Source organism: Anaeromyxobacter sp. SG66 (genome assembly GCF_022690805.1).
GTDB lineage: Bacteria > Myxococcota > Myxococcia > Myxococcales > Anaeromyxobacteraceae > Anaeromyxobacter > Anaeromyxobacter soli.
In genome coordinates, this window is record NZ_JALCZC010000104.1 from 1 (window position 1) to 14,473 (window position 14,473).

14 protein-coding genes and 1 pseudogene are annotated in these 14,473 nt (G+C 75.0%); 13 read left to right on the plus strand and 2 right to left on the minus strand.

Annotation, left to right across the window (positions count from 1 at the left end):
• A pseudogene (locus MNZ39_RS19810) lies at window positions 1-497 on the plus strand (molecular chaperone DnaJ); the annotation flags it as partial.
• 18 nt (window positions 498-515) lie between these two features.
• Here the strand turns inward: MNZ39_RS19810 and MNZ39_RS19815 are convergent.
• Window positions 516-1,112, minus strand: coding sequence for a DUF938 domain-containing protein (locus tag MNZ39_RS19815; RefSeq protein WP_242340812.1), 597 nt, complete (start codon window positions 1,110-1,112; stop codon window positions 516-518).
• A 122-nt stretch (window positions 1,113-1,234) separates the two neighbouring features.
• Here MNZ39_RS19815 and MNZ39_RS19820 point away from each other — a divergent pair, with 122 nt between their 5' ends.
• The 5 genes from MNZ39_RS19820 (at window position 1,235) to MNZ39_RS19840 (ending at window position 7,494) form a co-directional block, all read left to right on the plus strand.
• Entirely contained in the window at window positions 1,235-2,407 is a 1,173-nt protein-coding gene (locus MNZ39_RS19820; RefSeq protein ID WP_242340813.1) for a hypothetical protein, read from the plus strand.
• A gap of 4 nt (window positions 2,408-2,411) precedes the next feature.
• Window positions 2,412-3,179, plus strand: coding sequence for an acyl-[acyl-carrier-protein] thioesterase (locus MNZ39_RS19825; RefSeq protein WP_242340814.1), 768 nt, complete (start codon window positions 2,412-2,414; stop codon window positions 3,177-3,179).
• 113 nt (window positions 3,180-3,292) lie between these two features.
• Entirely contained in the window at window positions 3,293-4,822 is a 1,530-nt protein-coding gene (locus tag MNZ39_RS19830) for a transglutaminase family protein (RefSeq protein ID WP_242340815.1), read from the plus strand.
• 132 nt (window positions 4,823-4,954) lie between these two features.
• The gene (mce, locus tag MNZ39_RS19835) at window positions 4,955-5,365 is read left to right on the plus strand and encodes a methylmalonyl-CoA epimerase (RefSeq protein ID WP_242340816.1); all 411 of its coding nucleotides are present in this window, start codon (window positions 4,955-4,957) and stop codon (window positions 5,363-5,365) included.
• A gap of 275 nt (window positions 5,366-5,640) precedes the next feature.
• Window positions 5,641-7,494 carry a TIGR04551 family protein gene (locus tag MNZ39_RS19840; protein WP_242340817.1) on the plus strand — a complete coding sequence of 618 codons (1,854 nt, stop codon included), beginning with the start codon at window positions 5,641-5,643 and terminating at the stop codon, window positions 7,492-7,494.
• 251 nt (window positions 7,495-7,745) lie between these two features.
• Here the strand turns inward: MNZ39_RS19840 and MNZ39_RS19845 are convergent, their stop codons facing one another.
• Complete coding sequence (locus MNZ39_RS19845; RefSeq protein ID WP_242340818.1) at window positions 7,746-8,150, minus strand: OsmC family protein; 405 nt, start codon at window positions 8,148-8,150, stop codon at window positions 7,746-7,748.
• Window positions 8,151-8,278: 128 nt separating this feature from the next.
• Here MNZ39_RS19845 and argH point away from each other — a divergent pair, with 128 nt between their 5' ends.
• The 7 genes from argH to folK all read left to right on the plus strand — a co-directional run bounded on the left by argH (window position 8,279) and on the right by folK (window position 14,257).
• Window positions 8,279-9,682, plus strand: coding sequence for an argininosuccinate lyase (gene argH / locus MNZ39_RS19850; RefSeq protein WP_242340819.1), 1,404 nt, complete (start codon window positions 8,279-8,281; stop codon window positions 9,680-9,682).
• Complete coding sequence (locus MNZ39_RS19855; RefSeq protein WP_242340820.1) at window positions 9,679-9,894, plus strand: hypothetical protein; 216 nt, start codon at window positions 9,679-9,681, stop codon at window positions 9,892-9,894. Before argH ends, MNZ39_RS19855 begins: the two co-directional genes overlap by 4 nt.
• A complete protein-coding gene (gene lysA / locus MNZ39_RS19860; protein ID WP_242340821.1) occupies window positions 9,891-11,159 on the plus strand; it encodes a diaminopimelate decarboxylase in 1,269 nt (422 codons plus the stop codon). Before MNZ39_RS19855 ends, lysA begins: the two co-directional genes overlap by 4 nt.
• 104 nt (window positions 11,160-11,263) lie before the next feature.
• The gene (gene dapA, locus MNZ39_RS19865) at window positions 11,264-12,151 is read left to right on the plus strand and encodes a 4-hydroxy-tetrahydrodipicolinate synthase (RefSeq protein ID WP_242340822.1); all 888 of its coding nucleotides are present in this window, start codon (window positions 11,264-11,266) and stop codon (window positions 12,149-12,151) included.
• A 31-nt stretch (window positions 12,152-12,182) separates the two neighbouring features.
• Window positions 12,183-12,989, plus strand: a complete 807-nt coding sequence (dapB, locus tag MNZ39_RS19870; protein ID WP_242340823.1) for a 4-hydroxy-tetrahydrodipicolinate reductase — start codon at window positions 12,183-12,185, stop codon at window positions 12,987-12,989.
• A complete protein-coding gene (locus tag MNZ39_RS19875) occupies window positions 12,986-13,738 on the plus strand; it encodes a fumarylacetoacetate hydrolase family protein (RefSeq protein WP_242340824.1) in 753 nt (250 codons plus the stop codon). Before dapB ends, MNZ39_RS19875 begins: the two co-directional genes overlap by 4 nt.
• Window positions 13,739-13,765: 27 nt before the next feature.
• The gene (folK, locus tag MNZ39_RS19880; protein WP_242340825.1) at window positions 13,766-14,257 is read left to right on the plus strand and encodes a 2-amino-4-hydroxy-6-hydroxymethyldihydropteridine diphosphokinase; all 492 of its coding nucleotides are present in this window, start codon (window positions 13,766-13,768) and stop codon (window positions 14,255-14,257) included.
• The last annotated feature ends 216 nt before the right edge of the window (window positions 14,258-14,473 follow it).

Genomic DNA, 14,473 nt, shown 5'->3' on the forward strand with positions numbered 1-14,473 from the left:
CGCCTCGAGACGCCCCTCGCCCGCCGCCGCGCGGCCCTCCGCCTCGGCCCACCGCGCGCGAGGCCGCTCCCGCCGCGCCGCCGCGCTCCGCCTACGCCGCCCGCGAGCCGCTCCCGCGCCGCCGCCTGCGGCTCGCCGAGCTCCTCTACTACTCGGGGCGCGTCCCCTGGTCCGCGTTCGTCGAGGCCATCGCCTGGCAGCGCGCGCAGCGTCCGGCGCTCGGCCGGATCGCGGTCGAGCTCGGGTTCCTCGACTCCGCCACGGTCGCCGCGGTGCTCGCGCGCCGCCGCGCGGAGGGCGCGACCGGCGAGCGGTTCGGCGAGTACGCGCTCCGCACGGGCTACCTCACGCGCCTCCAGCTCCTCACCGCGGTGGGCCGCCAGGGGCGCATGCAGCGCCGGATCGGCGAGTACTTCCTCGAGCGCGGCTGGCTCGATGCCCGCGCGCTCGCGGCGGCCTGCGCGGAGCTCGCGGGGCACAACGCGCGGTTTCCGTAGGCGAGCAAGCCCCCGCCGTCACCCGCGCCGCCACACGACGAGGAGATCGCCCTCCTCCGGCATCGCCACCACCGCATCGAGCGCGAGGCCGTGCCGGGCGGCGAGCGCCTCGAGCGCCTCGAGCTCCCGCACGCCGAGCGCGGGGTCGTGCGCGCGGAGCTGCGCGTCGAGCCGCGCGAGCCGGCCTTCGAGCGGGGCACCGCGCCGCCGGAACGGCCCGTACACCGCGAGCGGTCCCCCCGGCGGCAGGACGCGCGCCGCGCCGCGGAAGAGCGCCTCGGCGCACTCCGGCGGGGCGACGTGCAGCACGTTCACGCAGAGCACGGCGTCCGCAGGGCGCGCCTGCCAGAGCGGGAGCCGGATGTCGTAGTTGAGCGGCCCGAGCAGGTTCGCGAGGCCGGCCTCGGCCGACCAGGCGCGGATGCTCGCGCGCGCCTCCAGGTCCGGATCGGACGGCTGCCACTCGAGGGAGGGGAACGCCCGGGCGAGGTACACCGCGTGCTCGCCCGTACCGCTGCCGAGCTCGAGGACGAGGCCGCGCGGCGGCAGGACGCCCCGGAGTGCCGAGGCGATCGCCTCGCGGTTGCGCAGCGCGGCGGCGGCGGTCCGCTTCACGGCCGCATGATGGCCCACCTGGGCTCTCGCGCGCGAGCGTCCGCAGGCCGCGCGGGACTCCCCGGGGCGTCGCTCGCATGGGAGAGCGGGAAACGCTAGAAGGGCGGCAGGGAAGGGATGAATTGACCACGCCTCGCCACCGCGCGACCGGACGCGCCGCGCTCGTGCTCGGCCTCGCCGTCGCGCTTTCGCTCGGCGCCTGCGCCGGCCGGCGCGGCGGCGCGGCGCCCCCGTCCCGGCAGCGCTTCGAGGTGTCGGGGCACGGCGAGCTGGAGATCGCACTCCCGCCCGGCTGGAAGGCGAGCTCGGCGGAGGGCGAGGAGCCGATCGCGCTCACCGTCCGCCTCGAGCCGCGCGACGCGAAGGCGGGCGGCGGGTTCATGGTGCTGCTCACGCCCTTCTGGAACCCCCCGCCGACCGCCGAGGAGGCGCCCGCGAGCCCCGAGGCGTTCGGCGCGGACGCGCAGGGCGACACCGCGCAGCTCCTCGCCGAGCTCGCCCGCCGCAAGGCGCTCGCCACGAGCGTCGAGCAGGAGATCGCGCTGCACGAGCTGCGCGGCGAGCGCGGGGTGCACGGCTACTGGTTCGCGGCGACCGACAAGGCGTTCGCCGCCCGGGAGCCGGGCGAGGGCGAGTGGCGTCACCTCCTGCAGGGCGCGGCCGCGGTCGGCGACATGATCCTCGCCTTCACCTTGCTCGACAACGCGCCCGGACCGCAGCGCGAGGCGGTGCTCGAGGTCGTCCGCGGCGCGCGGCACGTCCCGGCGTCCGCCGGCGGGAGCCCCGCCGCCCCGAAGAGCGGCGCGATGCGCTTCACGCCCGATCCCGAGGCCGAGACCGAGCCGCTCTCGGTCGCCTATCCGGGCCGCGCGTTCACCGTGCTGGTGGACCTCCCCGGCTTCGAGATGTTCGAGCCGCGGCCCGCCGAGGACGGGGAGGGCGTGCTCGTGCTCGGACGCCATCCGCAGAGCGGCCTCGTCGCGTCGGTGACCCTGCGCGACGCGCACGGGGCCGCCGACGCCGGCGCCTGCCGCGAGCGCATCCTCGAGCGGATCCGGAAGAGCGCGCCCGACCTGCGGGAGCTCGCGCTGTCCGACGCGAGCGGAGGGGCGCGCGCCGCCTACGTGCTGGACGAGCTGCGCGGCCGGAAGATCCGCCAGCAGCACGCCCACCTCTTCCTCTGGCGCGAGGGCGTGTGCGTGAACGTGCAGGTCTCCAAGGCCGATCCCGAGCCGGAGGACACGGGACGCATCGACGCGATCCTCACCTCGGTCCGGTTCGGCGCTAGCCTGTAGCGCCATGCAGACCCACCGCCAGCGCTTCGGCGTCCACACCTACGAGGTGGACGCCTTCGGGACCATCGCGATCGCCGCCCTGTCCGGCTACCTGCAGGAGGTCGCCGGGCAGCACGCGGCCGCGCTCGGGGTCGGGCTCGACGTGCTCATGCCGCGCGGGCTCACCTGGGTGCTCGCCCGCCAGCGCATCGAGAACCCGGTGCCCATCGTCCTCGGCGACCGGCTCGAGATCGAGACCTGGCCCGCGGGCATCGACCGGCTCGCCGCGCTGCGCGACTTCGTCGTGCGCCGCGCGGACGGCGCCGAGGTCGCGCGCGCGACCACCCAGTGGTTCGTGCTCGACCTCGCCACGCGGCGGCCGGTGCGGCCCGCCGACGTGCTCGACGCGCGCTTCCCGCGCGAGCCCTCGGCGCCGGTGCTCACCCTCGAGCCCGGCAGGCTCCCCGAGCTCCGCGAGTGGGAGCACCAGAAGCGGTTCCACGTGCGCTACGGCGACATCGACGTGAACATGCACGTGACGAACACGAGCTATCCGACCTGGGCGCAGGAGGTGGTGCCGCGCGAGGTGTTCCGCGCCCGGCGGCTCGCCGACCTCGAGGTGCAGTTCCTCGCCGAGGCGCACTACGGCAGCGCCATCCTCTCGCGCCTCGCAACCGCGGGCGAGGGCCGGTACGCGCACGCCATCGTGCGCGAGGAGGACGAGAAGGAGCTCGCGCGGCTCGTGACGCGCTGGGTACCTCGGCCGGAGGCGGTCCTCCCGGGCGCCAGCTAGCCGGCAGGCCATTCGGAAACACCGAGGCGCCATCCGTCGGCGGGGCGGGGCGCAGCCCCGTTGGATCCTCCGGCTTTCTGGTAGAACGCCTCTCCGAAGGAAGGACACGCACCATGAGAACGCACCTCCTCGCCGCCGGCGCCGCCGCGCTCGCCCTCGTGCTCGCGGGCTGCCCCGAGCAGCGGGCCGCGGCCGCGAAGCCCCCGCGCCCGCCCCGCGGAGAGCTCGCCGCCGGCGCCGCGGCGCTCCCGGACGCGCTGAGCGTCCCGAGGCCCCCCGGCCCGGAGTGGTTCGGCCTGTACCTCGTGGGCAAGAAGGCCGGCTTCACGAAGGTCCAGCTCGCGCGCGAGCTGCGCGACGGCAAGGACGTCCTCGTCGGCCGCAGCGAGACGCTCGTGCGCGCGAACGTCGGCGGCAAGACGGTGGAGCGCCGCCAGGAGGAGGAGCGCGTCTACGAGGCGCGGCACCAGGGGCCGCTCGTGGCCGTCCGCGCGGTGTGGGCGGGCGACGGCGGCGACCGGACGGTGTCCGGCACCTGCGCGCGCGCGGTGTGCAGGCTCGTCGAGGAGACGCCCGCCGGCCGGCAGGAGCGCACCGTCGAGGGCGTCACCGAGACCGCGGAGCTCGCGGACGGCGTGCGGCTCGCGGCGGCGCGGCGCGGGACGGTGCGCGGCAAGCAGCTCGACCTCGAGAAGCTGCGCGTGAAGGAGATGCAGGACGTCTTCCTCCGGCGCGAGACCATCGCCGGCGGCGGCGTGCAGGAGGAGGTGTCGGTCGTGGCCGAGTCGGAGGCGGGCGACCGGCTCGCGGCCGAGTACCGCGTCGCGGACGACGGGCGGGTGGTGGAGATCCGGCTCGGCGAGGCGATCGTGGCGCGGCCCGAGCCGGAGGAGACCGCTCGCAGCCTGGACCAGGTGGACCTCTTCGCGCTCGCGCGCGTCCCGCTGCCGCGCCCGCTGCCGCGCGGCGTCCCGGCGACGATCGTCTACCGCCTCGCCGGGCTGCCGCCCTCCTTCCAGAAGGGCGACGCGCGCCAGCGCTTCGGGCGCGGCCGCGCCGGGGAGACGCTGCTCACCGTGGCGGTGCGCCCGCCGCTCGCCGCCGACCCGAAGAAGGACACCCCCCTCGCCCGCGCCGCCCAGGGCGCGAGCGCCGACGATCTCGCCCCGTCGCCGCAGGCCGACTCCGACGAGCCGGCCATCGCGGCGCTCGCGAAGAAGGTCGCCGGGAACGCGCCCGGCGCGTACGCGGCGGCCCAGCTCCTCTCCGAGGACGTGTACCGCCGGCTCGAGAAGGCGTACGGCGCGAGCCACGACCGCGCGAGCGACGTGCTCGCCGCCGGCCGCGGCGACTGCACCGAGCACAGCGTGCTCCTCGTCGCGCTCGCGCGCGCGCTCGGGATCCCGGCGCGCGCGGTGCACGGGCTCGTCTACGCGCGCTACGAGGACGGGCAGGACGCGCTCTACTGGCACGCCTGGGTGGAGGTGCGGAGCGCGGGCGAGTGGATCGCGATGGACCCCACCTTCGGCCAGCCCGTCGCCGACGCGACGCACCTCGCGCTCGGGTCCGGACCCCAGGTCGACACCGTCGGACTCCTCGGCGCGCTGAAGGTCCTCGGGGTCGAGGTGAAGTCCGGGAAGTGACGCCGCTCGCCCCCGCCCCTCGTCCGGGCGGGCGGCGCCATGCGCTATCATCCCACCTCCCTCGCGCCGAAGGCCGCTCATGCCGGGCGCCGCGCCGCTCGCTCGCGGCGCCGCGAGGCGCACGGAGGCCTCATGAACGGGCTCGACCACGTCGCCATCCTCGTCGCCGACCTCGACGCCGCGATCCGGCTGTACCGCGACGTCTACGGCCTCGAGCTCGCCGAGGTGGAGGAGGTCCCCACCGAGCAGGTGCGGGTCGCGATCTTCGGCCACGGCGCGGGGCGCATCGAGCTCGTCTCGCCCTCCGGCCCGAGCAGCCCGATGGCGAAGGCGATCGAGAAGCGCGGGGAGGGGCTGCACCACGTGTGCCTCGAGGTGCCCGACATCGAGCAGGCGATGGCGGCGCTGCGCGCGCAGGGCGCGCCGCTGCTCGACGAGAAGCCGCGTCCCGGCGCGGGCGGCTCGAAGGTCGCGTTCGTCCACCCGAAGGGCAGCCGGGGGGTGCTCGTCGAGCTGAAGCAGGGCGGCGGCGAGCACCGCTGATCGGCGCGCGCTCCCGGTCCCGCCGCCGGGGGGCGTCCTCGCTCCTCGCGCCCGCGGCGCGCGCCTGACTCGAAGGCCCTCGGGTCCGTGCGCCCCGGCGCGCGTCCGCGAGGCGTTCTCCGGGCCCGGGCTCCTGCGCCTCGGATCTCCTGGAGGCCTGCGGCGCATTCCCCGCGGCCCCTCGGGCCGCGCTCCGTCATCGGGGTTGACCGACCGCGGGAACGCGTGTTGTATCACCGCGTTTCGTCCTGCCCTCCTTTCAAGGGGTCACCTGCATGTCCCGTCTGCTCGCCGCCCTCGCGGCACTCCTCCTCCTCGCCGGCGCGGCGCGCGCGCAGGACGACAAGAAGCCGGAGGAGACGAAGGGCACCGAAAAGCCCGCGACGGACCTGCCGCCCGAGACCAAGGCCGCGATCCAGCGCGAGGTCGAGCGGCTGAAGGAGGACCTCCGCGACGAGGTCCGCGCCGAGATCCAGGGCGCCCAGTCGGCGGCGGAGTTCATGGGCACCGTCGCCGAGGGACCGAAGCTCGAGTTCTTCGAGCTCGACGGCTACTACCGCGTGCGCGGGCAGCTCTCCGACGATCTCGCCCTCGGCCGCGCGCCCGACGCGTCGGGCCACTACCTGTACCCGGTCCCGGTCTTCAACCCCGACCCCACCGCCGGCGTCCGGCCCACGCGCGGCACGATCGCGACCGCGAACATGCGGCTCCGCCTCGAGCCGACGCTGAACGTCTCCGAGCTCGTCCGGGTCCGCGCGCAGATCGACGTGCTCGACAACTACGTGCTGGGCTCCTCGACGAGCAAGCTCTTCGACGATCCGTACAGCCCCTTCCCGGCGCAGTTCTACGGCAGCACCCGCCAGCTCTACCCGAACGACCCCACCGCCGATCGCGACCCGATCCTGCCGAAGCGGGTGTGGGGTGAGGTGCAGACGCCGGTCGGCCTGCTCAGCTTCGGCCGCATGCCGTCCGAGTGGGGGCTCGGGCTCCTCACGAACGCGGGCGGCGGCGTCGACGAGGACTACGGCGACACGGTCGACCGCATCCAGTTCGCGCTCCCGCCCGTGCAGACGCCCATCGGCGCGCTGACGCTCGTCCCCATCCTCGACTTCGAGACGGAGGGCGCGCTGCGCCCGGATCCGCGCTTCGGCGCGGGCGTCGGCCAGCCGTTCGACGCCGACTCCTCCGACGACGCACGCACCTGGGCCGTGAAGGCCGCGCGCGTCGACACCGACGACGAGATCCGGCGCAAGCTCGACCGGAACGAGTCCTCGTTCAACTTCGGCGCCTACTACAACTACCGGACGCAGCGGGACTCGATCCCGGCCTGGGCGCAGGACGGCTTCGGCGCGGAGCTCGACCCGTCCTCCTCGCTCGCCGTCGGCCGGCGCCGCAGCTACGGCCACGTCCTCGACCTCTGGGTGCGCGTGCTCACGCAGCGCTGGCGCGTGGAGGCCGAGGCGGTCGGCGTCTACGGCCACATCGGCCAGGCGTTCACGGTCGGTCCCGCCTCCGACACCGACCCGACGCTCACCGTCAAGCCGGTCTCGCGGGTGGAGCTGCGCCAGTGGGGCGGCAGCCTCGTCACCGAGTACAAGGCCATCCCGAACAAGGTCACCCTCCGCGGCGAGTTCGGCGCGGCCAGCGGCGACGACGCGCCGGGCTTCGGCAACATCCCGAGCCGCTTCAACGCGGACGGCTCGCTCCCCGGCTACGGCACCTTCGAGGGCCCCCAGTTCAACGGCACGAACGACCGGAGCATCCGCAACTTCCGGTTCAACCCGGCCTACAAGGTCGACCTCATCCTGTTCAGCCGCATCCTCGGGCAGGTGACCGACGCCTGGTACGTGAAGCCGAAGATCCGCTGGGACATGTTCCCGGGCCTCGCGCTCGACGCGCAGCTCGTCTACTCGCAGGCCATCTCTGCGGAGTCGACCCCGAGCTCGACGGGGCCGGGCACCGGCACGAACCGGCTCGGGCTCGAGGCGGACACGATGCTCACGTACACCTCGGGCGCCGGCTTCCAGGCCTACGGGCAGTACGGCATCCTGGAGCCGTTCGGCGCGTTCGGGCCGGGCGAGCTCTCCCGCGCCCACCTCCTCGCGTTCGGGCTCGTCGCGAAGTTCTAGAGGGGACCCCGCGAAGCAGGCACGCCCGGCGGTGTCTGAACGGGGGCTGCGCCCCCGCCCCCGCCGGCGACTGACCGCCGCCGCCGGGGGCCCCACCCCTGCTCGGCGGGGCCCGTGAACGGTCGCGCCCGCTGTCGCGGGTTCGCGACCGTTCCCCGCCGGAGGGGCTTCGCCCCTCGCGCTAACCGACGGGACGCGCGACGGCCTGCGTCCAGCGGGCTCGAATCTCGCCGTGACGAGCGGCCTCCCGGTCAGCCGGCGACGACGGTGCGCACGTCGAACCGCGGCTGGGCCTGGATCGCCTTCTTCACGGCGCACTGATCGGCCACGCGCACGAGCGCGTCGCGGTACTTCTCCGGGAAGCTCGGCGGGACCTCGATGTCGAGCTCCACCCGCGCGAGCACCCCGGTCTCCTCGTCGAAGTGGTTCCGCTGGCGGATCCGGATGCCGTCGGTGGGCAGCTCGCGCTTCTGGCAGAAGCCGAGGACGTAGATCCCGGCGCAGGTGCCGATGGCCGCGAGGAACAGCCCGAACGGCGCGGGGGCGGAGTCCTCGCCGCCGCCCGAGGCGGGCTGATCGGTGCGGATCACGTGCTTGCCGATCTGGGTGTCGACCTTCTTGTTCCCGGGGAAGGTCACGATCATCTCGCTCGCCATTCGCAGGTCTCCTCGTCGTCTTCGGGTCGGGTTTCCGGGCGCGATGCTCGCCGCGCTCTTGCGTGCGAGCCAGGGGAAATCGCAGGGATTCCTGGGGCAGCGCGGGTGTGCTAGCGTCGCCGACCCCGATGAGCCCAAAGACGAAGTCGAAGCCCGTGTCCCGCGCCGCGCTCGCGGGCGAGGCCGATCCGCGCCTCGTCGCGCTCTCCGTCTCGATCCAGGACGACGGCGCGCTCTACGCCGAGGACATCCGGGGCAGCCAGGCCCACGTGACCATGCTCGCCGAGCGGGGGATCGTCCCGAAGGCGGCGGCGCGCCGCATCGTGGCCGCCCTGGATCAGGTCCGCGAGGAGTTCGCCGCCGGCAAGATCCGGCTCGACCCGGCCCTCGAGGACGTGCACACCCACGTGGAGCGGCGGCTCGGCGAGCTCGTCGGCGCGGACGCGGGCTACCTCCACGCCGGCCGCAGCCGGAACGATCAGGTCGCGCTCGACGAGCGGCTCTTCATCGTCGGCGCCTGCGACCGCTGCGACGCCGCGCTCGGGCGGCTCCAGCGCGCGCTCGTCACCCGCGCGCGCGAGCACGAGAAGACCATCCTCCCCGGCTACACGCACCTGCAGCGCGCGCAGCCCGTCTCCCTCGCGCACCACCTCCTCGCCCACGTCGAGGCGTTCGCGCGGGATCGCGACAGGCTCGCCGACGTCCGCCGCCGCGCGGCGGTGTCGCCGCTCGGCTCGGGCGCGCTCGCCGGCACGACGCTGCCGCTCGACCGCGAGGCCACCGCGCGGGCGCTCGGCCTCGCCGGCGTGACGCAGAACTCGCTCGACGCCGTGTCGGACCGCGACAGCGCCATCGAGCTCCTCTTCGCCTGCGCCCTCGCGGCGGTGCACCTCTCCCGCGTCGGCGAGGAGATCGTGCTCTGGACCACGAAGGAGTTCGGCTTCATGTCGCTCGCCGACGCCTTCGCGACCGGCTCGTCGCTCATGCCGCAGAAGAAGAACCCCGACGTGGGCGAGCTCGCGCGCGGCCGGGCAGGGCGCGCGATCGGCGACCTCGTCGCGCTGCTCGCCATCGTGAAGAGCCTGCCGCTCTCGTACAACCGGGACATGCAGGAGGACAAGCGGCCCCTCATCGGCGGCCCCGAGGCGCTCGTCCTCACCGCCGACGCGGTCGCGGGCGCGATCGAGACGGCCACGTTCCACGCCGATCGGATGGAGGAGGCGCTCGGCTCCGGCGAGGCGCTCGCGACCGACGCGGCCGAGTACCTGGTCGAGCGCGGGGTGCCGTTCCGCGAGGCGCACGAGGCGGTCGGCAAGGCGGCGGCGTTCTCCTCCGCCGAGCGCCGACCGCTCGCGAAGCTCACCGCCGAGGAGTGGCGCCGCTTCCACCCCGCGTTCGAGAAGGACGTGCTCCGCTGCTTCGACGCGCGGAGGAGCCTCGCCCGCCGGGAGCTCCCCGGCGCCCCCGGGCCGAAGCAGGTGGCGCGCCAGCTCGCCCGCTGGGAGAAGGCGCTCGCGAAGGAGCCGCGGTGAGCCGCCTCGGCGCGCTCGGCGTCGCCGCCTTCCTGGCCGGCTGCGGCGTGAAGGCGCCTCCGCGGCCGCCCGGGATCGAGCGCGAGCAGACCGCGCCGCCCCCGACCCCGGCGACGTCCCCCGCCTCGGCGCCGGATCCGACCTCGCCCCCGAACCCGACCTCGGCCCCGACCTCGACCGACGGCGCGCCCGGCGCGCAGCCCTGCCCATGAACCACTTCCAGCGCAAGAAGGGCGTCCTGCACGCGGAGGCGATCCCGCTCGAGCGGCTCGCGGAGCGCTACGGCACGCCGCTGTACGTCTACTCGACGGCGACGCTCACGCGGCACTGGAAGGTGCTGCACCGCTCGCTCGCCGGCATCCGCCACGTCGTGTGCTACGCCGTGAAGGCGAACGCGAACCTCGCGCTGCTCGCGCGCTTCGCGAAGCTCGGCTCCGGGTTCGACATCGTGTCGGCCGGCGAGCTGTACCGCGTCCTCAAGGCGGGCGGCGACCCGCGCAAGGTGGTGTTCAGCGGCGTCGGCAAGCGCGACGACGAGATCGCCTTCGCGCTCGAGTCCGGCGTGCGCGTGCTCAACGTGGAGAGCGCGGGCGAGCTCGCGCGCGTCTCGATCGTGGCGCGGCGCATGGGCGTCCGCGCGCCCATCGCGCTCCGCGTGAACCCGGACGTCGATCCCAAGACGCACCCGTACATCTCGACCGGGCTCCGCGAGAACAAGTTCGGCGTCTCGGTCGAGGAGGCGCGGCGGCTCTACCCGCTCGCCGCGAAGGACGAGGCGCTCCACGTGGTGGGCGTCGCCTCCCACATCGGCTCGCAGATCACGAGCGTGAAGCCGTTCCTCGACGCGATCGACCGCGTCCTCGCGCTCGCGCGCGAGCTCGAGAAGCAGGGGATCCCCCTCGCGCACCTCGACGTGGGGGGCGGGCTCGGCATCCGCTACAAGGACGAGGACCCGCCGCACCCCGACGAGTACGGGGCCGCCATCCGCAAGGCGCTCGCCCGCTGGAAGGGCGAGGTGCTGCTCGAGCCGGGCCGCGTGCTCGTCGGCAACGCCGGCGTGCTCGTCACCCGCGTGCTCCACGTGAAGCGGAGCGGCCGCAAGACGTTCGTGGTGGTGGACGCCGCCATGAACGACCTCGTGCGCCCGGCCTTCTACGAGGCGCACCACGACCTCGAGCCCGTCGGCCGCCCCCGCGAGGGCGAGCGCGAGATCGTGGCCGACGTGGTGGGGCCGATCTGCGAGTCGTCGGACTTCCTCGCCCGCAAGCGCCGCATGCGCGAGCCCGTGCCGGGCGACCTCCTCGCCGTCCGCTCCGCAGGCGCCTACGGGTTCGCGATGTCGTCGAACTACAACGCGCGGCCGCGGGCCGCCGAGGTGCTCGTGGAGGGAGATCGGGCGTTCCTGGCCCGCCGCCGCGAGACCTACGCGGACCTCGTCCGCGGCGAGGAGCCGGCGCCCGCGCCCGAGCGGGTATGAGCGGTCGCCCCGCCGCGTGAGGCCGGCGCCACCGCGCCGGTTTCCGCCTCCGACCGGATCGGATACATTTTTCGCCTCTCTCCCCTCGCCGAGGTCAAAGCCGCATGCCGCGTCTCGAAGGCTCGATGGTGGCCATCGTCACCCCGATGAAGGACGGCGCGGTCGATCTCCGCGCCCTGCGCGAGCTGACCGAGTGGCAGATCGCGGAGGGCACGGACGGCATCGTGCCCTGCGGCACCACCGGCGAGGGGGCCACGCTCACCCCCGCCGAGCGCGCCGAGGTCGTCCGCGCGGTCGTGGAGGTCGTCCGCGGCCGGGCCCTCGTCATCGCCGGGGCCGGCTCGAACGCGACCCACGAGGCGATCGAGGGCGTCAAGGCCGCGAAGGCGCTCGGCGCGGACGCCGCCCTCGTCGTCACGCCCTACTACAACAAGCCGACGCCGGAGGGGCTGTACCAGCACTACCAGGCGATCTGGGAGGCGAGCCGCTTCCCGGTCATCGCCTACAACGTGCCGGGCCGGACCTCCGTCGACATGGGACCCGAGACCGTGGCGCGCCTCGCGAAGGCGGGCGCCATCGTCGGCATCAAGGAGGCGACCGCGAGCATGGACCGGCAGGTCCAGCTCGTGGAGCGGATCGGCAAGGACGCGATCGCCTTCCTCTCCGGCGACGACTTCACCGTGCTGCCCTACATCGCCTGCGGGGGCCACGGCGTCATCTCGGTGATCTCCAACATCGCGCCGCGCGCGATGAAGGACCTCGTGGTCGCGGCGCGGGCCGGCGACTTCGGCCGCGCGCTCGACCTGCAGGTCCGGATGGCCGACCTCAACCGGGCGCTGTTCGTCGAGACGAGCCCCGGGCCCGTGAAGGCGGGGGTGGCGCTCCTCGGCCGGGCGAGCCCCGAGCTCAGGCTCCCGCTCGCGCCCATCTCCGAGGCGAGCCTCGCCAGGGTGCGCGAGGCGATGACGCGGTTCGGGCTGAAGCTCGCGTGACGTGAGGCCCTCGCGGGCCGGAGGAAGGGTGATGGTGAGAGTGGTCGTGACCGGCGCCGCCGGGCGGATGGGGACGCAGATCGTCCGCCTCGTGGCCGGCGACGAGGGGCTGAAGCTCTCCGGCGCGGTGGAGCGGCCCGGGCACGCCGGCCAGGACGCCGGTACGCTCGCGGGGCTCCCGCCGCTCGGGGTCGCGGTCGCCGAGGATCTCGCCGCGGCGATCGCCGGCGCGGACGTGGTGATCGACTTCACGAGCCACGAGGCGTCGGCGCGCAACGCCGAGGTCTGCGCGGAGAAGGGCGTCGCGCTCGTCATCGGCTCGACCGGCTTCACCCCGGAGGCGAAGGCGCGTGTCGCGGCCGCGGCGCGGAAGGTCCCGATCGTCCTCTCGCCCAACATGAGCGTGGGCGTGAACGTGCTGTTCGAGCTCGTGCGCCAGGCCGCGAAGACGCTGGGCGACGCCTACGACGTCGAGATCGTCGAGATCCACCACAAGCGGAAGCGCGACGCGCCCTCCGGGACGGCGGTCGCGCTCGGCGAGGTCGCCGCGCGGGCGCTCGATCGCGATCCGGCCGACGCGCTCGCGTACACGCGCCACGGCATCCTCGGCGAGCGCCCGCCCTGGCAGATCGGCATCCAGACCTTGCGCGGCGGCGACGTCGTCGGCGAGCACACGGTGTTCTTCTGCGGCGAGGGCGAGCGCCTCGAGCTCACCCACCGGGCGACGAGCCGCGAGCAGTTCGCGCGGGGCGCGGTGCGGGCGGCGCACTGGGTCGCGGGGCGGCCGGCCGGTCTCTACGACATGGCCGACGTGCTCGAGCTGCGGAGCTCGAGGTGAGGATCTGCCGCTTCCGGCACCGGGGGCAGGATCGCTACGGCGTCGTCGAGGGCGGCGAGGTCCGGCCGCTGAACGCCGCGCCGTGGGCAGGCGGGCTCCCCGAGGGGCGGGCGCTCCCGCTCGCCGAGGTGACCCTGCTCGCGCCCGTGGAGCCGTCCAAGATCGTCTGCGTCGGGCGGAACTACCGCGCCCACGCGCGCGAGCTCGGCAACGAGCTCCCCGCGCAGCCGCTCCTCTTCCTGAAGCCCCCGACCTCGGTCGTCGGTCCGCAGGAGGCGATCCGCTGCCCGGAGCAGTCGAGCGAGGTGCACCACGAGGCGGAGCTCGCCGTCGTGGTCGCGCGGCCGCTCTCGCGCGCCACGGCCGCCGAGGCGCGCGGCGCCGTGTTCGGGTACAGCTGCCTGAACGACGTCACGGCGCGTGACATCCAGCGGGAGGAGAAGCAGTTCACCCGCGCGAAGGGCTTCGACACCTTCTGCCCGATCGGCCCGTTCGTCGAGACGTCGCTCGACCCGCTCGATCTCCCCGTCGTCTGCCGGGTCAACGGCGCCGAGCGGCAGCGCGGCTCGACGCGGGACATGACCGTCGACCCGTTCGCGCTCCTCGCGTTCATCTCCCAGGTGATGACGCTCCTGCCGGGCGACGTCGTCGCCACCGGCACCCCCGAGGGCGTGGGGCCCATCCGGCGCGGGGACTGGGTCGAGGTGGACATCGCCGGGATCGGGGTGCTCCGCAATCCCGTGGTCTGAGCCCAGGCGGCGTGTTAGGGCAGGCGCATGCGCGCCTACGTGGCCGTCGGCACGAACCTCGGCGACCGCTGGGGGCACCTCGCGCACGCCGCGCGGGCGCTCCGGACCGAGCCGCGAGTCGCGGTGCTGCGCGGCTCGCGCGTGTTCGACACCGCGCCGGTCGGGCCGCCGCAGCCCCGCTACCTCAACGCGGTGCTGGAGCTCGAGGCGGAGCTGCCCGCGCCCGCGCTCCTCGAGGCGCTCCAGCGGGTCGAGCGCACCTGCGGCCGGCGCCGCACCGGCGTCCGCTGGGCGGCCCGCACGCTCGATCTCGACCTCCTGCTCCTGGGCGACCAGGTGATCCGCACGCCCGAGCTCCTGGTGCCACACCCGGGGCTCATCACGCGCCGCTTCGTGCTCGCGCCCCTCGCCGAGCTCTGCCCGGACCGGGTCGTGCCCGGCACCGGCCAGACCGTCGCCCGGCTCCTCGCGGCCGCGCCGCCGGGCGACGTGGTGCCGATCGGAGTTTACCCCATGTGAATGTGGCTGCGGGGCCGCTCCGGCTCCGCCTCGCCTCGAGCCCCACCGATGATCCCCCGCGCGCTCCTCCCCGTCGCCCTCGCCTTTGCGCTCGCCGCCTGCGAGCGCGAGCCGCGCACCATCGTCGCCGCGCCGGCCGATCCGCCCCGCCCGACGGGCGGCGTCCCGGCCCAGCGCGCCGACGCGCCCCCGCCCTCGCCCGCCGCGCCGCCGCCG

Excerpts from the sequence above, each read along its gene's own strand:
- MNZ39_RS19825 (WP_242340814.1), top strand. The coding sequence starts at position 2,412 with ATGCAGACCCACCGCCAGCGCTTCGGCGTCCACACCTACGAGGTGGAC.
- MNZ39_RS19830 (WP_242340815.1), top strand. The coding sequence starts at position 3,293 with ATGAGAACGCACCTCCTCGCCGCCGGCGCCGCCGCGCTCGCCCTCGTG.
- mce (WP_242340816.1), top strand. The coding sequence starts at position 4,955 with ATGAACGGGCTCGACCACGTCGCCATCCTCGTCGCCGACCTCGACGCC.
- MNZ39_RS19840 (WP_242340817.1), top strand. The coding sequence starts at position 5,641 with ATGTCCCGTCTGCTCGCCGCCCTCGCGGCACTCCTCCTCCTCGCCGGC.
- MNZ39_RS19845 (WP_242340818.1), bottom strand. The coding sequence starts at position 8,150 with ATGGCGAGCGAGATGATCGTGACCTTCCCCGGGAACAAGAAGGTCGAC.
- argH (WP_242340819.1), top strand. The coding sequence starts at position 8,279 with ATGAGCCCAAAGACGAAGTCGAAGCCCGTGTCCCGCGCCGCGCTCGCG.
- lysA (WP_242340821.1), top strand. The coding sequence starts at position 9,891 with ATGAACCACTTCCAGCGCAAGAAGGGCGTCCTGCACGCGGAGGCGATC.
- dapA (WP_242340822.1), top strand. The coding sequence starts at position 11,264 with ATGCCGCGTCTCGAAGGCTCGATGGTGGCCATCGTCACCCCGATGAAG.
- dapB (WP_242340823.1), top strand. The coding sequence starts at position 12,183 with ATGGTGAGAGTGGTCGTGACCGGCGCCGCCGGGCGGATGGGGACGCAG.
- folK (WP_242340825.1), top strand. The coding sequence starts at position 13,766 with ATGCGCGCCTACGTGGCCGTCGGCACGAACCTCGGCGACCGCTGGGGG.